Source organism: Anatilimnocola floriformis (genome assembly GCF_024256385.1).
GTDB lineage: Bacteria > Planctomycetota > Planctomycetia > Pirellulales > Pirellulaceae > Anatilimnocola > Anatilimnocola floriformis.
The window spans coordinates 5541515-5563323 of sequence record NZ_JAMLFW010000001.1; the positions used below are offsets into that span (position 1 = coordinate 5541515).

Sequence of the window (21809 nt, forward strand, 5' to 3'; positions counted from 1 at the left end):
ATCAATTTCTGCTGCGCAAACTCGCCAGGCAATTTGCCTACTTGAATCCCTCTCCTCGGGTGGTTGAGAATACCGCCTCTCCTCCGCTTTCTTTCTTTCTCGTAAGGCAGCTCATGATCGCCATTCGTGGAAAAGCGCTCGGAAGAAAAAAGCCGTTGTTTGCCGACTTCTCGATCCCTCTGCCGCCCGACTTGGGCGATGGCGGGGCACTCACGTTGCGGAGTCTCATCGAGCGGATCGTTCGGCAGGAAGTGATCGCCTTCCGGCAGCGACAAACCGACCGGCAACTCCTCAAAGCACTCTCGGCAGCACAGATCGAAGCCGGCACGGCGGCGGGCAAGATTACGTCCGGCGAAAGCGAAGTCGCGCCGCAAGAGGTCGACGAAGACCAGGCGATCGGCACCGCATTGCAAGCCTTTGAGGACGGCATTTATCTGGTTGCCATCGATGGCAACGAGCAGCGAAAGCTCGAAGACCAGATTTTTCTCCGCGACGATTCGACCGTCACGTTCATCCGCCTGACGCTCTTGGCCGGCGGTTGATTTCGATTTTGCTCCGTGGTTTCCATCCTGTCACTTCCTCTCTACCCCTGCGCAAACATCATGCTCAAGCCCGAAGCCGCTCAGAATCAACTCGAAAAGTGGAAAATCGAAGATGGCCATGCCAAGGTCATCGCCGCCATGAAGAAGGAGCCTGCCAAGATCCGCAGCATCGGCATGGCGATTCTTCAACAAGATGAAAAGGGTAAGCCCTACGAAATGAATCGTTGGGCCGAAAAGAGCCGCATCCAGAGGGAACAGAAGGAGGCCCTCGAGAACCTGAGCAAAGGGGATCGAGCGAAGCTGTTCAAGACGCTGTATGGCGCGCTCGGGCCAGCCGTGGAATTGACCTTTGAGCATCTAAAGACCACGCCCTATCAATCGCACGACTCTGGTACGCGGCGGTCCTTTCGCGCGCCGAGTAACCCAGCCGCTTCGCGCGACATGCGGTTCAGCTGGTTGCAAGATTTGATTCACACAACGACCGATTATCAGCCGCAGATTCAAACACCCGAGTGGTATGCGGCCTGGACGCCGCATCATTCGAGCTATGGCGGCGGCGAGATCGGCCGACTGCTGGCCGCGGTCATCGATGGCGGCGGCAAAACGGGCCAGGCCGTGTACGACATTTTGTATCAATCGGCGACCAACGAACACGAAATCGGCATCATGGGCCGGCACGTGACCCACGGTCTGCTCGGAGCCGCCCGCGAGGATGGCTGGCAGCTGATGGAGAAATTGTTGCTCGCAGCGCAGCGACAAGAAGGCTTGCGGCAGGTCGTGCTCGAAGCGGTCGACGAAGCTCATCCCACGGCGTTCCGGCGGATGCTGCGGATCATCGTCGATCAAAAGCTGGCGCGATTTTCCGCCGTCGCCCGCGCGGTCGATGTCTGGTTCGGTCTGCAGTGGGACCCGGCGAGTGTGACGACGATCAACAACACCTGCGAGATCGCGCTGCAATTACTCGACAGCAAAAAGGCCCGCGACGAAGCCCTGCAATCGAAGTCGGCCGAGCAAGTCTTCTATGGGCTGTGGGCCATGGCCTTTGACGATGTTACTCCTTCGATCAAAGCCGCAGAAAAAATTGCCCAGCATCGAGAAGCGGGGCATCGTCTGGTGGCTGCTTATCATCTGAAGCAGGCGAGCATTGACGAAGCTCAGCCGCAACTGCTCAAGCTGCTCGATGACCCGGAACTGCAGGTGGCGCTGCAAGCACTCCAGGGAATCGGGCGCCGCGATGAATTTGGCGACGAAGAACCGACCGGCAATTCGAAAACGGCCGCTGTCACGTTCGCCGCGCTCGAGCGACTCTTCCAACGTTTGCCGACCAAGTCGATCAAGCTCAAGGCTCTCGTCTTTCCCTGGACGGCTCGCGAGACCGATCGGAGCGAAGTCGCGGCCAGCATGATCAACTGCCTGGCCGATTTGCCTCCTTCCAAGTTGCTCCCTTACTTGCAGGAGTTCGATGCTCAGACTCGCTGGCGAGCTTGTCGCTTTTTATCCGAACAAGACAAGTGGGACAACGAAACGCGCGAGAGCCTGGTCGGGTTGATCGGCGATTCGTCGAAAGACGTTCGCTGCTCTGCGATCGAAGCCTTTGCGAAAAAGCCGCTCACGCCGGCCGAAGCGGAGCGGGTCGAAGGATTTCTCAGTCGCAGCGCCAGCGATTTGCGCCAAGGGGCGGTGCGATTGCTGCTCTCGCAAAAAGATGCGCCCGCCCTCGCCAGTTCGCGGCGGCTCGCGAGTTCGAAGAACGCCAGTCAACGACTCTCCGGCTTGGAACTCCTCAAGGAGCTCGCCGAGGCCGATCGCGGGCGCAAGGAGTGCCTCGTCATTGCTCGCGAGTTTCAAACGAGCCAGAAGAAGCTCAGCAAGGACGAAGAAACTCAGCTGAAGGTGATTCTCGCCTCGGGCGAAGAAAAAGTAACGCTCGACAACGGCTTGGGGTTGTTCAACCCCGCCGAGCGCTCGCCTCGCAAACAGCCTCAAAAGCACAAGGTTGCCGCCGTCACCACTGCCGCGATGAAGCTGCTGGCGAGTCTCGACGAGCTCGTTCACAAGCATCGCGCCGAACCGATTCAGACCAAGAATTGGCGAGACGAGGTGAACGAAGAGCCGCTGGGCGGCATTCGTTATGGCTTTCCCACGCCCACGTGGGATAAGTCGGCAAAAGACCAATTGGAAAAACTCCCGCTCAAACAGATCTGGCTCGACTGGGAAAAGAACCGGCCGGCTGCACTCCGCGACGACGACGGCGGTGAACTCTTTCGGGCGCGGTACACGTTGAAAATGCGCGACGGCTGGCGCTGGGATGACAGCAAGGAATGGTTGAAGAAACGGAAAGAACTGCAACAGTTCGTCGTCGGCAGCGCGGCCTTTCCCAAGATCAAGTACGAAAGCGTCGTCGACGATTTGCTCGATTGGTTTGTCCGTCTGCAAGCCGAAACTTCGCAAGGGGCCAAGAACCTCACGCTGAGTCAGGATCTGTGCGAAACCTTCTTTGCCCTGATTCCGCCGAATGACCACAAGTTCCTCGTAGAACTGAGAAAGAAGCGCGGTGGTCGTGATCACGACTACGACGACGATGAGGCCGACTGGCGTGAAGCAGATCTGCACGACGAATGGCTCGATAGTCCGACACGTCTGCTCTTGCCGGCGGGGCGCGACCGAGAATTGCCCGCAGCTCCACGCGCTCGACAATGGCAACTGCTGCATTGGCTCGACGAGCCAGTCGAAGGCGCCGCGCGCAAACGCCCAGGACTGACGGAGCTCCTCGCGGCTTATTCGGCCGGTACTGCCAACCTGGCCGATCTGATGGATCAACTGATTGGTCCCGACAACAGCCGGTTTGATTGCCTGGAATCGATGACCGCGCCGCGACCCAGCGCAGAGCTGGCGAAGTTTTTCAAAGCACATCCGGAAGTGACCGAGGGCATGGATCGTATTCGGGCTCGCGTGCTCGACATCGAGCTGGCCCGCGGCGATTTGCCCACGCCTGCCACCGAGCCAGCGGCGTCGTTGGGTTCACTCTACGGCGTGGCCACTCTAGTGCGAATCCTGACCACGCTGGGTAAGGAACGTTTCAAGCAGGAACGCTACTCGTGGCGGAGCAGCGGCGGAAAAGCCGAGAGCCTGACTTCGCTCGTCAAGGCTTGCTATCCCACCGCAGCCGATACGAGTGAAGTCTTCAATCGCCTACTGAAAGCAGCCATCAAAGAGGGAGCTTTCGGCGAAGAGAAAGTCTTGCAACTGGCGTTTCTCGCGCCGCAGTGGACACAACTCGTGAAGGACTACTACGGCTGGGAGGGGCTCGACGAGGGCTTGTACTGGTTCCTCGCGCATATGCGGTTCGTATCGGGTGGCGAGGAAGCGGCCCTCGCGGCGGGCGTGGAAGACGACACGGCCGAGGAAAGTGAATCGTCGGACGACGACGATGGCGATGATTCGCCGAGCGGAGAAGCCAAGCCCCGCAAGCTATCGGCGTGGGAGCGCTTGGTTCTCGAGCGCACGCCGCTCAGCGACGAGGATCGCAACAACGGCGTTGTTGATGTCGCCTGGTTTCATCGCACTTTTGAACAGCTGGGCCGCAAAAAGTGGGAAGCGATTGCCGAGGCTTCGCGATTCGCGGCTTCTTCGGCGCAGTCGAAGCGGGCGCAGTTCATCGCCGACGTGCTCCTTGGCAATGTCAAGAAAACAGAACTGATTACCTCGATTCGCGACCGCAAGTTGAAAGAACAAGTGCGCTTGCTCGGCTTGTTGCCGCTGGCGGATGGCGCCAAGCGTGATGCTGATCTGCAAGATCGCTATCAAGTGCTGCAGGAGTACAAAAAGTATGCGAAGGGGCTGAGTTCGCTCTCGCGCCCCGATGCGGAACTCGCCGCGCAGATCGGCCTGCAGAATCTCGCGCAGCTCGCAGGCTTTCCCGATCCGCTGAGACTCGAATGGGCCATGGAAGCCGAAGCGACGCAGGACTTGCTGAAGGGGCCGATCGTGCTGTCGAAGAAGGGGCTGACGATGACCCTGTCGCTCGACGACCGCGCGCAGCCGCAAGTCAGCATCGAGAAGGAAGGCAAGGTCATGAAGTCCCTGCCGAAGACGCACAAGGACGATAAGGACTTTGCCGCGCTCGCCGATCGCAACAAGGAACTCAAACGGCAGGCTTCGCGCGTGCGTGGTTCGCTCGAAGCGGCCATGCTCCGCGGCGACGAGTTCACGGGCACCGAGCTAGGCCAGATCGCGCGTCACGCGTTGCTCAAACCGATGCTCGAACGCCTCGTGCTGATCGGCGAAGGGATCATGGGCTATGCCGACAAGCAGGGGAAAGCGCTCCGCAGTCACGATGGTTCGCTCGAACCCGTGAAGAAGAACGAAAAGTTCCGCGTCGCGCACACGCACGATCTGCTGGCCTCGAAGGAGTGGGACCAATGGCAGAAGGAGTGTTTTCAAGCCGAACGGCTGCAACCCTTCAAGCAGATATTTCGTGAGTTGTATGTCGTCACCAGTCCGGAGAAGTCAGATAAGACGAAGTCGCAGCGATACGCCGGTCAGCAGGTGAATCCCAAGCAAGCCTACGCGCTGTGGGGTTCGCGCGGCTGGAAGGTCGACGAAGGCGTGTTCAAAGTTTTCCATGGCGAAGAGATAACCGCGATGGTCAACTTCAACTACGGTGTGACCACGCCCTTGGAAGTGGAAGGGCTGACGCTCGACACCGTGCAGTTCTTCGGCAAGGGATACAAGCCGCTCGAACTGACGAAAGTGCCGCCACGGATCTTCAGCGAAGTGATGCGTGACATCGACCTGGTGGTGAGCGTTGCCCATCGTGGCGGCGTCGATCCCGAAGCCTCGGCTTCGACGGTGGAGATGCGGACCGCGCTCTTGAACGAAACGTGCGAGTTGCTTGGCATCAAGAACGTGAAGCTCAACAAGTCGCATGCGGTCATCAAGGGTCACTTGAGCGACTACACCGTTCACTTGGGAAGCGCGGTGGTGCATCGCATGCCGGGCGGCTCGGTTTGCCTGGTTCCCGTGCATGCTCAGCACCGCGGCCGACTGTTTCTGCCCTTCGCCGATGATGATCCGAAGACTGCCGAAGTGATCAGCAAGACGCTGCTCCTCGCCAAGGACAAAGAGATTCTCGATCCGGCGATCCTGGAGCAACTGCGGGCGTAATCGTTACGTCTCGTCGCTCGGCGATTCGTCGCTGAAGACGCGGAGATGATTTTTCGGCCGCGAGAGCAGAATCTCGGCCTTGCTATGGGCACGAAACGCCTGTTCGTGCTCTTCGGCTTCGTTGTCGCGACCTTGCTGGCGGAGAACCTCGGCCAGCGTGTGATGTGAATCGGCGTGGGTGGCGACGAGTTGCAGTGCGCGGCGAAGGGCTGCTTCGGCAACGTTCCAATCGCCACGATGGGCCGCGATGCTACCGAGGTTGTGCCACGCCATGGCGAAGTTGGGATCGAGCTGCGTGGCCCGCTCGAAGGAAGTTCGCGCGGCAACCTGGCGGCCCAGTTGAAAGAGGACGTTGCCCAGATCGAAGTGCAGCGTCGGATGCTCCGGCTGCAGTTCGAGTGCCCGCTCGTACGTTTGCCGGGCTTCGTCCCAGCGGTTTTCCTCTTCGAGCACGAGGGCCTGATCGCACAGATCGTGAAAATTGCTTTCGATCGATCTGGCGTAGAGCGTTGCTTCTTCGTCCGAGTGATTTTCGAAATCAAAATACTGCTGGCCGGTTTGATCGACGAGCTGATCGCGCAAACGCAGCAACACTCGGCCGTCGTGTTCGATGTTGGCCCATTGCTCGAAGAGAGCTGACCGATGCGGCAGCAGATCTTGCGTTCGTTCCACGCCACGACGAATGGCAGCGAGCGACGCGCCACCTTCGAGCAGGTCCTTCAGGTGCTTGATGAACGAAACCTGGTGGTAATCGAAATAAGGAATGGAATACTGCGTTGCCACCGGCCGCAGCAAACCGGCCCGCAACCAGCGGCGGAGTTGCACCGTCGGGATTTCCAGAATGCGGCTGAGATCGCTGAGCGTGTGAGGGCCGCGGATTGCGTTGGCAGAATTGCCGAGGCCCATCCGATCGAGAAAATCTTCTTCGCTGATGAATTCAACGGGATAGCCGTAGGCTTGCAGTCGGCGGGCACGCGTGACGGTTTGGCCCAGCGAAGGTGTGTGCTCTGGCTCTTCGGAATTACGACGTCGGGCAGCATCGCCCATGACGAGCAGGAAACCGGTTCGCCGCGGATGGTGCAGGAATTCGCCGCCGCAAGCCGTGACAAGTTGACCGAGCTCAGCATGCGTCATCGAAGCCAATCGGCCGGCAACGCAGACGCGGCGGTCTTTTAAAGCTTCGGCGTTGAGGTGCGCAAGGTCATCCATGCGACCATCGTACTCGCGATGATTCGCCGAGTGGACTAACCGAACTGTTGGCGATTGGCTTGCCGAGTGGGAATGCTGCGCGACAGTCGCGGCGCGATGCGGGACGAGGCCTGCTTGGCCGGGTAGTACCACTCGGGCGATTCTCCCGCGCCGGTGCGATAGCCATCCTCGCGGCAGGCTTCCAGCACGCGCTCGGCATCGGCTTCGACGAGCTCCCAAGCCATTTCCTTGCTCACTTCCAATCCATCGGCGGGGATTTCGTTGCCCGCGGCATCGAAGTGATTCACAGCAACAATGTCGACGGCTTCGATCGTTGGCCCCCAGGGAGCATGAGGATCGTCAGTCGGATCGTAGTCGTTCCAGGAGTAATGCACCCGCAGCTCCAGGTTGCGGCCGTGCGGGGCAAAGTCCTCATCCTCCAGAACGTATTCGAGGCAGCCGGCAAACTTGCAGCGGCCTTCCCCACGAGCACGCGGATTGAAATGAGGTTGGTTCATGAGGTTTCTCGCGGGCGTGCGGCGACCTGAACTACAATCAAGCTCTACTTAAAAATAGTGGCTGTTCGCCGCTGCCAGCAATGCTAGCATCGATTATCTGGCAAGACAATTTCGTGGCGGGCGTTGCGTTGTGCGGGCTGTAGGGAAATCGCAGGCTAGGAATCGGATGTCTGAATACTTCGACCGGATTGGCGACGAATGGCGGCAGCGGGCCGCAGACCTGGCCGATTGGTCGATGTTGCACCTGGTGAATCGCACCGACGTCTGGGGCCGCTACCTATCGAAAAAGCAGCGGAAGACGGAGTTCGGCCTGGCGAACACTGCCATCACGGCGCCGTTTCGCGAAGAGCGGGGCAAGGTTTTTCTCAACGCTGAGTCGCTGAAGAAGCACTTCAAAACACGCGACGTCGGCGGCGTGCTCGGCTTGCATAGCATGAGCGCAGATCTGACTTCGCGCTGGCTGGCGATCGACATCGACTTGCACGACGAAGACGACCTGTCGGCGAGCCCGCAGCAAAATTTCGTCGCCGCGCGAGGTTGGCACAAGCAACTCGTCGAGTTGGGCTGCGATCCGTTGCTGTTCGATAGCAACGGCAAGGGCGGCTTTCATCTGTTGACGATTTTTGCCGAGCCGCTGGAAACAAAGAGCGTCAATCGCTTCGGCAAACAGCTGGTCGCTGATTTTGAACTTCGCGGCCTCGATCAGGAGCCCGAGATTTTCCCCAACACCCCGACGTGGGATCATTACGGCGGTTGGCTGCGCTTGGTTGGCCGGCACCACACGCGAGAGCACTATACGCGGGTCTTCAACGATGAACCGTGGGCCGAGGGGGATAATCTTTGGCTCGAAGGGCACGATGCCATCGACCGAATTCTCCGCACGCAACCACTTGCTGCCGAAGCGGCCGAGAAGATCGGCTTGGTGCGGGCACGACGAACGGTTTGTCTCGATTTCGACGGCGTGATTCACTCGTATCGCTCGGGTTGGTGTGGCGCCGAGATCATTCCCGATCCGCCGATTCACGGCACACGCGAATCGATCGCTCAGCTGCGCAAGCGGTTTCGCGTGGTGGTGCATTCGGCCCGTTGTGCAACCGACGCCGGCGTGGCTGCGGTTACGGCTTGGCTGGTGAAGCATAAGATCGAGGTCGACGAAGTCTGCCGCTTCAAGCCGCCGGCTGCCGTTTATGTTGACGATCGCGCCGTGCCGTTTCGCGGCGACTGGCAAGCGGCGATTGCCGAGATTCATGAGTTCCGTAAATGACGGCGAACCTGCGACGTCACCGTTTGAAATCGATCTGGCTCCATTGGGTCGTGGCGAGTACGGCAGGCGCTACAACGCTCGTCAATTGGGTCCTACTTTTGGATTGGCTGTGCCCTAATCCTCAGCTGTTGGCGATCGTCTTCCTCTGGGCGTCGGTCCTGGCCGTTTTCGGCGGGCTTGGTTACGGGCAACAATTGATTCTGCAATCAGCGGGCGTGCGGGCGAAAAGGTGGGCTTTGGCTTCGCTGGGCGGAGGTTTTGCAGGTGCGTTTTTCGCCTATTTGAGCGGGGGCTTTATGTCTTCCCTAATTGGCCCATATCTCAATTTTTGGGAAACCATCACCTTCAGCCTGCTTGCCGCCTCCCTTTCGTTCGGCATCGTGCTGGGCGTGGTGCAATATGCCGCGGTCGGCGGCAGCAATTGGCGGCATTTCTTTTGGACGGTCAGCAGCGGACTAGGAATGGTTTCTGGTGTGGCCACCGTCCTGGCTTCAGAGTTCATGGTGCCAAGTCCCGTGGTTCGCTCGCTGCTCTTTGGCGGAGCGTATGGGATTGTCACTGGCACCACTTTGGCAATCTTTCTCGCGCAGAGAACTACGAAAGACGACGCGTGATTTTCTGGTGAATTCCCCGGCAGACCGCTAAGATAAGAGTCGGTCCTCTCCCTCCCGCCAGCTTGCGCTCGCCATGAAATTCTCGCCGCTTTGCTTGCTACCGCTGTTTGCCGTTTCGCTGTCAGCCGCGGAGCCCGTTGATTATTTGCGCGATATCAAGCCGGTCATCCAAGCTGCCTGCGTCAAGTGTCACGGCAAACTGACGCAGAAAAGCGATCTCAAGCTCGACACCGCCGCGGCGGCGATTGCCGGTGGCGTGAGTGGGCCTTCGATCGTGCCCGGCAAAAGTGCTGAAAGCATTTTCATTCAGACAATCGAGGGCAAGCACGACTACGTGCCGAAGATGCCGTACAAACGGCCGCCGCTAGATGCGGCCCAGGTCGCGCTGCTGAAGCGGTGGATCGACGAAGGAGCCAAAGCGCCTGCCGATGAACAACCAAGCGACGATCGCCACTGGGCTTTCATCGCGCCCAAGAAAGCGCCGCTGCCAGACGTCGGCGTGAAGCATCCGATTGATGCGTTCGTTGTCGCGCGATTGAAGCAAGACAAACTCGAACTCTCTTCACCGGCCGCCAAGCACACCCTGATTCGCCGTTTGTATCTCGATCTGCTCGGCCTGCCGCCCACGCCGGCGCAGGTCGCGGCCTTCGTTGCCGATGACAGTCCGCAGGCCTGGGAGCGGGCGGTCGACCAAGTTTTGGAATCGCCTCACTACGGCGAACGGTGGGGTCGCTGGTGGCTCGACCAGGCCCGCTACGCCGATAGCAATGGCTATAGCATCGACGCGCCGCGGCAGATCTGGAAGTATCGCGACTGGGTCGTCAGTGCTCTCAACCGCGACTTGCCTTTCGATCAATTCACCGTCGAGCAACTCGCCGGCGATCTGCTGGCCGATGCGACCGAGCCGCAGAAGATAGCGACCGGTTTTCATCGCAACACACAGATCAATCAGGAAGGTGGCATCGATCCCGAGCAGTTCCGCATCGAGAGCGTGATCGATCGCGTTGGCACGACGGGCACGGTTTGGCTCGGCTTGACGATCGCTTGCGCGCAGTGCCACGACCACAAGTTCGATCCGATTTCGCACAAGGAGTATTACCAGCTCTTTGCGTTCTTCAACAATCAAAGCGAACCGACGCTGCGAGTGATTGACGGCGATGTCGATCCTAAGGAAGTCGATGCCGAGATCAAGGAACTCGAACAAAAGCTGAAAGCGTACTTCAAAAAGTACGCCGACGATTATGCGAAGTGGGAAGAAGAGCTTGGCCCGATGTCGCGCTCGCTCTTCACGCCCGAAGCGACGAAGGCCATTGCGATCGAGAAGAAAAAGCGATCTTTCGAACACACGCGGGCGCTGTTTCAAGTCGGTCCGGGCGCTGCCGATCAGGATTATCGAGCCATCAACGAGCGGTATCTCGAACTCGTCGCGCTGCAAAAGGGTGGCGTGACGACGATGGTCATGGAAGAGATGAAGCAACCGAGGAAAACGACGATCTTTCTCAAGGGAGATTTCACTCGGCCTGATGCGGAAGTGACCGAAGGTGTTCCCGCCGTGCTGCCACCGCTGAAAACCGAGAAGCGGCCGAACCGGTTGCAACTCGCCAACTGGCTGGTGACCGCTGAGAATCCGCTCACCGCGCGGGTGATTGTGAATCGCGTCTGGCAGCAGTACTTCGGCCGCGGACTGGTCGAAACCGAGAACGACTTTGGCACGATGGGTTCGCCGCCGACGCATCCGGAGTTGCTCGACTGGCTGGCGGTCGACTTTCGCGACAACGGCTGGAGCCTGAAGAAGCTCCACAAGTTAATTGTCACGTCGGATACTTATCGTCAATCGAGCACGGTCACGCCGCAGAGCCGTGGCCTCGTGGTCGATCCGAAAAACTATCTCCTTTGGCGACAAACTCGGCTGCGACTTGATGCCGAGATTGTGCGCGATGTTTCGCTGGCAGCGAGTGGTCTGCTCGCCGAGAAACAAGGCGGCCCACCCGTTTATCCGCCGATTCCCGAGGGCGTTCTCGGCCTCGGCCAGGTGAAGCGTCCTTGGCCGCTGAGCAAGGGTGACGATCGTTATCGCCGCGGCCTCTACACCTTTGTCTTCCGCGCCACGCCACCGCCATCGCTCAGCGTGTTCGACGCGCCGGAAGGTTTTAGTACGTGTACGCGCCGCATCCGCAGCAATACGCCGTTGCAAGCGCTCTCGCTGCTCAATGATGCCGCCCATTTTGAATTTGCCCAGTCACTGGAAAAGGTGATTCAAAAAGATGGCCTCGTTGTGGCGTTTGAACGCTGTGTTTCGCGGCCGCCGACGATGCAAGAGAAAGAACTGCTGAGCAAATTGGATACGCTCAGCCAGGCACGAGTGTTATTGAATTTGGATGAGACCATCACAAGAGAATAAGGATCACGTAGTCCGCAGCCATGCTGCGGACCAGTGAGCCCGGCCCATTTTGCAAAAGAACGTCCCGTCTCTCGAAGCATGGCTTCGAGCTACGGGACCTGGAATCTGTGCTTCCCATGAACATTCCATCCAATACGCTCCGCGATATCACCCGTCGGCATTTCTTCCAGCAATGCCCGCTCGGCATCGGCGCGCTCGCGCTGACAACGCTGTTGCAAGAACAATCGTCGGCAGCGCCGGCGCTGGCTCGTCCGCATCACGCGCCAAAAGCGAAGAACGTCATTTACCTCTTCATGGCCGGCGGACCTTCGCAGCTGGAACTGTGGGATCACAAGCCGAAGCTTGTCGAATTGAACGGCCAGCAGATTCCGCAGAGCTATGTGGAAGGCAAACGCTTTGCCTTCATGAACACCAGCAACGGCTTGAAGCTGCTCGGCACACGGAAAAAGTTTGAGCAGCATGGCCAGTGCGGCACGTGGGTCAGCGACATGCTGCCGTACACCGCGGGCATTGTCGACGACATCAGCGTTTTGAAAACTTGCCAGACTTCGCTCTTCAACCACGCGCCGGCCAAGCTCTTTATGAACACCGGCAGCGGCCAGTTCGGCAGGCCGTCGATGGGCTCGTGGGTGACGTATGGCATTGGCAGCGAATCGCAGAATCTGCCGGGCTTTCTGGTGCTGCAGAGTGGTCCGCGCGGACCCCGCGGCGGCGCGGTGAATTGGGGAAGTGGTTTCTTGCCGACCACTTATCAAGGGGTTCCTTTGCGCGGTCAGGGCGAACCGATCTTGAATTTGACGAATCCCAAGGGAATCGATCAGGAGAAACAACGCGCCGCGCTCGATGCAATTCGTGGCCTCAACGCGCTGCGACTGAAGGAAACCGGCGACGACGAGATTCAGACGCGAATCAATGCTTATGAAATGGCTTATCGCATGCAATCGAGCGCGCCGGAACTGATCGATATCAGCGATGAAACGCAAGGGACGCTCGACATGTATGGCGTCGATCCCGCCAAGCCGTCGTTTGCCCGCAACTGCCTGCTGGCCCGCCGACTCGTCGAGCGTGGCTCGCGGTTTGTGCAGCTCTATCACACCAACTGGGACAGCCACGGCGGCGCCGGCGAAACGCTCGAGGACGATTTTCCCAAGGTGGTGAAAGAAACCGACCAGGCCTGCGCGGCGCTGGTCAAGGATCTCAAAGCCCGCGATTTGCTCAAGGACACGCTGGTGATTTGGGGCGGCGAGTTCGGCCGCACGCCGATGGGCGAGAACCGCGAGAAGACCGGCCGCAACCACCACATCGATGCCTTCACCATGTGGTTTGCCGGCGGGGGCGTGAAAGCGGGCCAGACGATCGGCCAGACCGATGAACTAGGCTTTGGTGTGGCCGAGTATCCGGCGCACGTGCATGACATTCATGCGACGATCTTGCATCTACTAGGAATTGACCATAAGCAGCTGACTTTTCGCTTCCAGGGGCGCGACTTCCGCCTGACGGATGTGCACGGCGAAATCCTGACGAAGTTGTTAGCCTAATAAGCCTATCTTGGCTGAATTACGCCAATTTGTCGCATTAGATTACACCTTCTTCATCGAATTTGTACTGTGCGAAATATCTGATTATCGTGCCAGAAATCCCTGCGTTATGCGCGAGCGCGGCCAATCGTATAGCCAGATTGCCGTGCCGATGTCGCGCACCTGCGGAAGGAGCAACGGCATGTCTCGTATCGTCGTATTGGTGTTGTTGTTGAGCTTTGTCAGTACGGCGGTCGCCGGCAACAATCGCAACTTTGGTTACGGCAATCAGGTCGGTGGTGTATCGATTAGCGCGGAAGGCGCGATCGGCAAAGTCGATCCGCTGGCTCTGAAAGAAACGAACGACGTCTTTCAGGAATTGCTGCAGGGTCCTTCGGCGAAACTGAAAAAGCCGGTCGAACTCCGCAAGATTTCGCTCAAGGCGATCGAAGAGACCCTCTCCACGCTCGGCCAGGCGCCGATCTCGTCGTTGCCCGAAGAAATCAAATACATGGCCGGCATTCAGCGGCTGCAATATGTGCTGCTCTATCCCGAAACCAACGACATCGTGCTCGCTGGTCCCGGCGAAGGCTGGAAGCTCGACGGCAAGGGAAGCATGGTCGGCGTGACGACGGGCCGACCGGTGTTGTACCTCGAAGATTTGCTCATTGCGTTTCGCACGGTTGAAGCCGCTCGACGCGGACAACTCTCCTGCTCGATCGATCCGACGGCGGAAGGGCGGCAACGCTATGAGCAACTCATGTCAACACAAAAGACGTTCACGCCGGCGATTGTCGGCGCCATCGAAAAGGCCTTTGGCGATCAACAGATCACCATCAGCGGCGCGCCGGAAACTTCGCACTTTGCCTGCGTGCTGGTAGCTGCCGACTACAAGATGAAACGGATTGGCATGAAGCTGGAAGCATCGCCCGTGAAAGGTTTGTCGAGCTTCATCGACATGGCCCCGGCCCGTCTCGACAACATGATGCCGCGCTGGTGGATGGCCTGCAATTACGAACCGATGGGCCGCAGCGAAGATGGCCTCGCCTGGGAACTGCGCGGCCAGGGGGTGAAGGTGCAGACCGAAGATGAATTTGTGAACAACGCCGAAGGCACGGTGCGCGGCAGCGGCAAGGCGAGCCCGGCGGCTCAGAAATGGAGCGACCAGTTCACGGCAAAATACGATGAGCTCGCGGTGCATGAGCCGGTGTTTGGCGATCTCCGCAACCTGATGGATATGTGCGTGATCGCGGCTCTCTTCTCCAAGGAGAATCTCGCCGCGAAAGCGAAATGCGATCTGCCTCAGCTGACGTCGGCCAAGGGTTCGACATCGCTCGATAAGTGGAACGCCCCGAAAAAGGTCGCCACGCAATCGAGCGCGACGAAAAAGGGGAGTAACTGGGTCATTACTGCCTCCGGCGGCGTGTCGATCAACAGCTGGGAAGCCGCGGACAAGTCGGTCGTGCAGCCGGCGGTTGCCGTCACCCGCGACAAAGCCAAGGCCGTCGCCGGGGCTGGCGAAGGGCTGTGGTGGAACTAAGCTAACGATTCCGAAATATTCCGCCCGATTTTGCCGTACGACCGCCCGGATTTCGCCGATTTCTGGCCAAATTGTCGTAGTTGGCGAGCTTCTTGATTGTGTTGAAAACGACGAACAATTAACGTTGGAGGAAATGGCTTCAGGGGCTTTGTCGCCATAAAACTGCCGGGTAGGTGGAGGCTACTTCCACAGCGCTCGGCATGGGCGTTTCTTTGGTGAGGAGTCCTTATCCATGTCTTGGCGTGTCTCTGTTCTGGTGGCGTTTTTGTGGACGGTGGGTTTCGTCAGCGCGGCCTTCGCCGGCAACCGCAATAACAATGGCTTCGGCAATCAGGTCGGTGGTGTATCGATCAGCGCCGAAGGGGCGATTAGCACGACCGATCCCCTGCAGCTCAAGCAGGTGAACGAACTCCTGCAAGAACAATTGCAAGGTCCCTCGGGCAAGCTCAAGAAGCCCGTGGAACTGCGGAAGATTTCGCTCCGCGCCATCGAAGAAGCCCTGGCGATGAACGGCGGGGCGCCGGTCACCAACCTGCCCGAAGAAATTCGCTTCCTCGCCGGCATTCAACGGCTGCAATACGTCCTGCTCTATCCCGAGAGCAACGACATCGTCCTGGCTGGTCCCGGCGAAGGTTGGAAGCTCGACGGCAAGGGCAACATGGTCGGCGTGACCACGGGCCGGCCCGTTTTGAATCTCGACGATTTCATCGTCGCCTTTCGCACCATCGAAGCCGCTCGGCAAGGTCAGCTCTCGTGCTCGATCGATCCGACTGCCGAAGGTCGGCAGCGTTTCGAACAGCTGATGTCGGCGCAAAAGACGTTCAGTCCAGCGATCGTCGGCGCCGTGGAAAAAGCCTTTGGCGATCAACAGGTGACGGTCAGCGGTGCGCCGGAGACTTCGCACTTTGCCTGCGTGCTGGTCGCAGCCGATTACAAGATGAAGCGGATCGGCATGAAGCTGGAAGCCTCGCCCGTTAAGGGCCTCAGCAGTTACATCGACATGGCTCCGGCCCGCGTCGACAACATGATGCCTCGCTGGTGGATGGCCTGCAATTACGAACCGCTGGGCAAATCGGAAGATGGCCTGTCTTGGGAAATTCGCGGCCAAGGGGTGAAGGTCGAAACCGAAGACGAATTTGTGAACAACGCCGCCGGCACGGTGCGCGGCAGCGGCAAGACCAGCCCAGCCGCTCAGAAGTGGAGCGAGCAGTTCACGTCGAAGTACGATGAACTCGCCGTGCAGGAACCGATCTTCGGTGAACTCCGTAACGTGATGGACATGTGCGTCATCGCCGCCCTCTTCGCGAAAGAAGACTTTGCCGCCAAGGCCAAGTGCGAACTGCCGCAGCTCACCTCGAGCCAAAGCAAGATCGCGCTCGACAAGTGGCTCGCGCCGAAGAAAGTAGCGACTCAAAGCAGCGCGACCAAGAAGGGTGCCAACTGGGTGATCACGGCTTCGGGCGGCGTATCGATCAACAGCTGGGAAGCGGCCGATAAGACCGTGGTTCAGCCAGCCGTTGGTGAAGTTCGTGGCAAGGCGAAGCAAGTCGCCGGCGCCAGCGAAAATCTGTGGTGGAACTAGCCGCCACTGGGGTGGGCGCTGTGCCTGAGTAATCCGGAACTCTTTCGTTTATTTGCAACGAAAGAGCATCCCCGTCTACTTCTTTGTTGTATTACCCAGCAGCAACCAGTAAGGTTGGTTCATGGCTTCAGGGACTATGTCGCCATAACCACTGTCGCGCAAGTGGAAATTCTTTCCACCGTTCTTTGCGCTGACAGGCTCTTTTGGTGAGGAGTCCACTGATGTCTGTTCGCGTCTGCGCGGTGCTTGCGCTCGTACTCTCTCTCGTTGCCTGCACCTCAGCTTTTGCTGGCAACAACCGTGGTAACGGCTATGGCAATCAAGTCGGCGGTGTTTCGATCAGCGCCGAGGGGGCGCTTGGAAACACCGACCCGCTGGAACTCAAACAGCTGAACGAATTGTTGCTCGAGCAACTGCAGGGGCCTACTGCTAAGCAGAAGAAACCGACCGAACTTCGTAAGATTTCGCTCCGATCCATCGAACAAGCCTTGAGCGAGCATGGCCAGAATACCTGCCGCACGCTGCCGGAAGAAATCAAATTCCTGGCCGGCATTCAGCGGTTGCAGTATGTGCTGCTCTATCCCGAGAGCAACGACATCGTGCTGGCAGGTCCGGGCGAAGGCTGGAAAATGGACGGCAAGGGAAACACCGTGGGTGTGACCACAGGTCGGCCGGTGCTCAATCTCGAAGATCTGCTCGTTGCATTTCGCACCGTCGAATCGGCACGGCAGGGGAAGCTCTCTTGCTCGATCGATCCGACTGCGGAGGGGCGTCAACGATACGAGCAACTGATGTCGACTCAGAAGACGTTTACGGCCGGTATCGTCGGCGCCATCGAAAAGGCCTTCGGAGATCAGCAGATCACGATCAGCGGTGCGCCGGAGACTTCGCACTTCGCCTGCGTGCTGGTCGCAGCCGATTACAAGATGAAACGCATCGGCATGAAGCTCGAGCCTTCGCCGGTGAAAGGGCTGGTGAGTTTTATCGATATGGCCCCAGCCAAGATCGACAACATGATGCCCCGCTGGTGGATGGCGTGCAACTACGAACCTATGGGGCGCAGCGAAGACGGCTTGGCTTGGGAGCTGCGAGGTAAAGGAGTGAAAGTTCAGACCGAAGATGAATTTGTAAACAACGCAGCCGGCACAGTTCGCGGCACCGGCAAGGCCAGCCCGATCGCGCAAAAGTGGAGCGACCAGTTCACTTCCAAGTACGACGAACTCGCCGTGCAGGAGCCCGTCTTCGGCGAACTCCGCAACGTAATGGACATGTGCGTCATCGCCGCCCTCTTCGCCAAGGAAGGTCTACCCGCCAAGGCCAAATGCGATCTGCCGCAGCTCACTTCCACCTCAAGCAAGAGCGGACTCGATAAGTGGAATTCGCCGAAGAAAGTCGCCACGCAATCGAGTGCAACGAAGAAGGGAAATAACTGGGTCATCACGGCGTCGGGCGGCGTGTCGATCAACAGCTGGGAGGCAGCCGATAAAACGGTTGTGCAACCAGCAATCAGCGGTACTCGCGACAGCGCGAAGGCCCGTACCGGCGCTGCTGAAGCCCCGTGGTGGAATTAGCTCGACTGAACTAGCTCGGTGTGAGCCAGTCGATCGTGGGCAGCACAACCCGTTGCAAAAACGGTTGGTGAAATAACAGCCCCAGCGGTCCGAGCACGAAGAGTGCAGCGAATGCTCGGCCGCGCCAACCGCGGCTGAGTTGCCAACGTTTCCCGAGCGGGCTTCGTTCGAAGAGTACCGCAACTCCCTGCAGCAGGAAGTAGATCGTCGGCAATCCCCAGCCGCCGCGGGCAGGAATCGACATCGCCAGATCATGGATGACGCCCGAGAATAAAAAGACGGCCATCGTCGCCGTCGGCCAGCCGAAGCGCTTCGCGACCGGCCGCCAAACAAAGATCCTGCCGATGTCATGAAACGGCAAGTTCCATCGCGCGCCCCAAAAGTCAGCCAGCGACGTTGCTCGCATCGGCTTGTTCATGATCGGCTGCGCATCGACACCGCAAATTCGCCAGGCGATCGAGATTGTCTGGGCGACGCCGAACAGCAGAAACAAGGCAATCGCTACGAGGGCGGTCCAGCCGCGCACTTCCGTCGAGAGCGGGAGCGTTGGTAACGCAAAGATCGTGATCAGCCCCAGCAGCATCAGCGCCGCCGCCGAAGCAACTTCGCGGACGTTCGGTTGCGTCACTGGACGCTCGGTCAAAAACGCATCCGCATCCATCCCCGGCCAGAGAAGCAGAAACAATAACGAATCGCGCCGCGATGCCCGCCGCGCGACCGATGAGTTGGCGAAGGCGAGCCACTTGAATCCAACATAGATCGACGCCGCCAACAACCACGCCGACACCGCCGGATGCAACGACGCGCCGCACAGCAGCACGATGGCAATCAGCGCCAAAAGTGGCACCCACGGCAGCACGCGATCGCGGCGCGCAGGGGCATTCGACATGTGACTGGCAACGGCACTCATAGTGGTTCTCTGCCATCAGAACCGCAAATGGAATGCCGGGATCACAGACACCGATCGCCACTCCGAATTAGGGGGAGATCAGCGTTAAATTCAGTTCCAACAGTTGCATCACTTCCTTGCCGGGAATTTCTAATGCCCGCAGCGTGAGCGGCCCGCGGCCAGCCTGTAACTCCAGCGTGCCGAGCGACAAGGAGCGGAACGGCTTCATTTTCGACTCCCCTGCCGGCCGTGCAATCGTGTCCTGATTGGTGTACAGCGGCGGATCCCAACCGGGCGCGACTTTGCCCGCTAGCTTGTTTTGTTGATGCGTCAACTCGATCGTCGAGCCCGCCGACTCCAGCGGACAGGTGTAAAGAATCTCAACGGCATACTTGCCGGTCGTCAGCACGTCGATTTCCCAAACGAGCGAATCGTCCTTGCTCGTCCAGTTCACAAAATACGAACTGTTCGGCGCACTCGAACTTCGTTTCACACCGCCATTCGGTTCGCCATCGCGGGCCGGCAGCCAGGTGCGCGGCAGCGGTTTGTAGCCCACGGGAATCGGTCGCGGATCGACGCTCTTCTTCGCCCCCTTCGGCGTCTCCATTGGTTGTGCTCCTAGGCCGACGTCTTTTTTCCAGGCCTTCACTTCAGCGAGCAACTTGTCTGCGACGGCCATATGCTCTTTCGTCACCGCGGTCATTTGACCGGGATCATTTGCGAGATCGAACAACTCGCCTTTGTTATCGAGACGATACTGTTGCGTTCGCGCGCTCACATTGCGATTCCAACTCGAAAAGATCGTCCGCTCCGGCCACTCGCTGCTCGTTCCCAGCAACAGCGGCGACAGATCACGGCCGTCGAGTGGTTTATCACCAACTCGCTCGATGCTCACGAGTGACAACAGCGTCGGCAGCAGATCGATCGCGCCGGCGATTTCTTTCACGGTGCGATCCTTCGGCAATCTCGCCGGCCAGCGCAGGAAGCAAGTCGAGCGCACGCCTCCTTCGTCGGTCGTTCCCTTCTTCCCTTTCATGCCGCCGGTCCAGCGCGGCGTGCTCGGGCCGTTGTCGCTGAAGTAGAGCACGATGGTGTTGTCGCTCAGTTTCAGTTCATCCAGTTTCGCCAGCACGCGGCCGACGTTGCCGTCTTGGTTTTCGAGCATGGCCAGAGCGCAGCGCGTTTCGTCGAGGTCTTCCTGCGGTCCGCCGCGCTGCGTGATCGGCTTGTCTTTGAAGCGGGCCCAATCTTTTTCCGGCACCGCCCAAGGCGAATGAGGCGTGGTGAAGGGGACGTAGCAGAAGAATGATTTCTCGCGGTTCTTGTCGATGAAGGCGAGCGCTTGATCGGTGCAGAGATCAACGATGTAGCCCTTGCCGCGAATGGCCTGCCCGTTGTGCTCGAGCGGCGGGTCGAAATATTCGCCCCAGTGGCCCGAGGTGTAGCCGTAGTACTCATCAAACCCGCGGGCCAGCGGATGGTAGGGTCCCTGGCTGCCGTTGTGCCATTTGCCGAAGGCGCCGGTTGCGTAGCCGGCGCGTTGAAATGCTTCGGCGATAGTTCGTTCGTCGAGGTTCATCCGCTCCTGGCCGGTCGACACGCCATGCACGCCGGTTCGCGGATGGTACCTGCCAGTGAGGAACTCGGCCCGCGTCGGTGCACAAACGGGGCAAACGAAAAAGCGATCGAGCGTCACGCCGCTCGCCCCGATCGAATCGATGTGCGGCGTAGAGACCTGCCGGTTGCCGTTGCGGCTGTAATCGCCCCAGCCGGCGTCATCGGCCAGGAAAATCACCACGTTGGGCCGTTTTTCGGCAGACCGCAATTCACTGCAAATAACCAACAAGTTCAGTAACAACAGCAGTGGCAGCGACCAACGGATGGCAGTAACACGCATTGCAGATTCCCTCGCTGAATTCCTGAGCTCATTTCCTTGGCCGCGAATTGGCTCTACATTTTGAGGGTATCTTTTCGCGTCTCGCAATCCCATCCTCCCCGTCTGGCGAGTTCCATGAAGTTCCCACTGTCATCGTTCGTTGTCCTGATTGCACTCGTTGGCCTCCTTTCGCCGGCGCTGGCACAGCACAAAGAGGATCACTCCTATCCGCTCTATTCCTACCTCACGGCCAAGGAAAATCCGGGCCGGATGATTTGCTATACGCCCGCCGAGCTCGATCCGCGCAACGAAGCCAATCAGGGGAAGTTGCTGACGAGCTCGATCCGTGCCGATCTCGCGGCGTTGCGGCCGGCCTTCGATGGCTTGGTGCTGTACGGTTATCACGAGCAATGCACGCCGCGCGTGCTCGGCGTGGCCAAGGAACTGGGCTATCGCGCAGTGCTCCTCGCCATTTGGAATCCGAAATCGACGAATGAAATCGACGGCGTCGCTGCTCTCGCACGACAATACGATGGCAAGCTCGTGATGGGCGTGCTCGTCGGCAACGAAGGGATTACTTTCAAACGCTATGAGCTCGAAGATCTCGCCATTGCCGAACAGCGCATCCGCCCGTTGCTGCCGAAGAACGTGCCGATTAGCACCAGCGAACCGCTGCACGGTTACACGAACGACGTGATCCTCAAGTTCGGCGAGTTCTGCTGCCCGAACATTCACCCGGTCTTCGATCGCAAAGACCTCGCCGCTGAAAAAGCCGCGGCCTGGACTCGCGAGGAAGCCGCCAAGATCGCCAAGCGCGCCGGCAAAGCAGTTCTCGTGAAAGAGACCGGCTTTCCGCACGCCGGCAATGCGATGTACACGCCCACTTCGCAGAGCGAGTACTGGCATCACTACACCGCCGCCGGCACCATCGCCGTGATCGACGACAAACCGACGGCCCCGGTCTGGGTCAGCCACGGCATCGGCTTCGAAGCCTTCGATCTTCCGTGGAAGAGCCAGGAATCGAAACTCGAAATCGAAAAATCCTGGGGCCTGCTTGATCCCAAACGCCAACCGCATCCGGCATTTCGCGTGTGGAAAGAACTGGCGGAATAAAGTCGATACGTGGCCCCGAATGAATCAG

Annotated in this window: 14 protein-coding genes; 10 read left to right on the forward strand and 4 right to left on the reverse strand. The window is 59.0% G+C overall.

Annotated features, from left to right (window positions below; genetic code table 11):
• Window positions 1-113 precede the first annotated feature (113 nt).
• Both M9Q49_RS21910 and M9Q49_RS21915 read left to right on the forward strand, forming a co-directional pair.
• A complete protein-coding gene (locus tag M9Q49_RS21910; protein WP_254510970.1) occupies window positions 114-542 on the forward strand; it encodes a hypothetical protein in 429 nt (142 codons plus the stop codon).
• A gap of 60 nt (window positions 543-602) precedes the next feature.
• Window positions 603-5708, forward strand: coding sequence for a DUF5724 domain-containing protein (locus M9Q49_RS21915; protein ID WP_254510971.1), 5106 nt, complete (start codon window positions 603-605; stop codon window positions 5706-5708).
• 3 nt (window positions 5709-5711) lie between these two features.
• Here the strand turns inward: M9Q49_RS21915 and M9Q49_RS21920 are convergent, their stop codons facing one another.
• Together M9Q49_RS21920 and M9Q49_RS21925 are read right to left on the reverse strand one after the other, a co-directional pair.
• A complete protein-coding gene (locus tag M9Q49_RS21920) occupies window positions 5712-6917 on the reverse strand; it encodes a tetratricopeptide repeat protein (protein ID WP_254510972.1) in 1206 nt (401 codons plus the stop codon).
• A 35-nt stretch (window positions 6918-6952) separates the two neighbouring features.
• A complete protein-coding gene (locus M9Q49_RS21925; RefSeq protein ID WP_254510973.1) occupies window positions 6953-7414 on the reverse strand; it encodes a hypothetical protein in 462 nt (153 codons plus the stop codon).
• A 166-nt stretch (window positions 7415-7580) separates the two neighbouring features.
• On the opposite strand from M9Q49_RS21925, the gene M9Q49_RS21930 reads away from it, so the two are divergent.
• The 7 genes from M9Q49_RS21930 (at window position 7581) to M9Q49_RS21960 (ending at window position 17903) form a co-directional block, all read left to right on the forward strand.
• Entirely contained in the window at window positions 7581-8678 is a 1098-nt protein-coding gene (locus M9Q49_RS21930; protein ID WP_254510974.1) for a TOTE conflict system archaeo-eukaryotic primase domain-containing protein, read from the forward strand.
• Window positions 8675-9292, forward strand: a complete 618-nt coding sequence (locus M9Q49_RS21935; protein ID WP_254510975.1) for a hypothetical protein — start codon at window positions 8675-8677, stop codon at window positions 9290-9292. Before M9Q49_RS21930 ends, M9Q49_RS21935 begins: the two co-directional genes overlap by 4 nt.
• A gap of 73 nt (window positions 9293-9365) precedes the next feature.
• Window positions 9366-11693: a PSD1 and planctomycete cytochrome C domain-containing protein gene (locus M9Q49_RS21940; protein WP_254510976.1), complete on the forward strand. Its 2328-nt coding sequence runs from the start codon at window positions 9366-9368 to the stop codon at window positions 11691-11693.
• Window positions 11694-11809: 116 nt separating this feature from the next.
• Entirely contained in the window at window positions 11810-13231 is a 1422-nt protein-coding gene (locus tag M9Q49_RS21945) for a DUF1501 domain-containing protein (protein WP_254510977.1), read from the forward strand.
• Window positions 13232-13412: 181 nt separating this feature from the next.
• Complete coding sequence (locus tag M9Q49_RS21950) at window positions 13413-14750, forward strand: DUF1598 domain-containing protein (RefSeq protein WP_254510978.1); 1338 nt, start codon at window positions 13413-13415, stop codon at window positions 14748-14750.
• Between the two features lie 232 nt (window positions 14751-14982).
• On the forward strand, window positions 14983-16332 hold the full coding sequence (locus tag M9Q49_RS21955) for a DUF1598 domain-containing protein (RefSeq protein ID WP_254510979.1): 1350 nt from the start codon (window positions 14983-14985) through the stop codon (window positions 16330-16332).
• 221 nt (window positions 16333-16553) lie between these two features.
• Entirely contained in the window at window positions 16554-17903 is a 1350-nt protein-coding gene (locus M9Q49_RS21960) for a DUF1598 domain-containing protein (RefSeq protein ID WP_254510980.1), read from the forward strand.
• Window positions 17904-17913: 10 nt separating this feature from the next.
• Here the strand turns inward: M9Q49_RS21960 and M9Q49_RS21965 are convergent, their stop codons facing one another.
• A complete protein-coding gene (locus M9Q49_RS21965; protein ID WP_254510981.1) occupies window positions 17914-18813 on the reverse strand; it encodes an MBOAT family protein in 900 nt (299 codons plus the stop codon).
• A gap of 67 nt (window positions 18814-18880) precedes the next feature.
• Complete coding sequence (locus M9Q49_RS21970; RefSeq protein ID WP_254510982.1) at window positions 18881-20689, reverse strand: arylsulfatase; 1809 nt, start codon at window positions 20687-20689, stop codon at window positions 18881-18883.
• 114 nt (window positions 20690-20803) lie between these two features.
• Between M9Q49_RS21970 and M9Q49_RS21975 the strand changes: the two genes are divergently transcribed.
• On the forward strand, window positions 20804-21781 hold the full coding sequence (locus M9Q49_RS21975) for a hypothetical protein (protein WP_254510983.1): 978 nt from the start codon (window positions 20804-20806) through the stop codon (window positions 21779-21781).
• Window positions 21782-21809 lie beyond the last annotated feature (28 nt).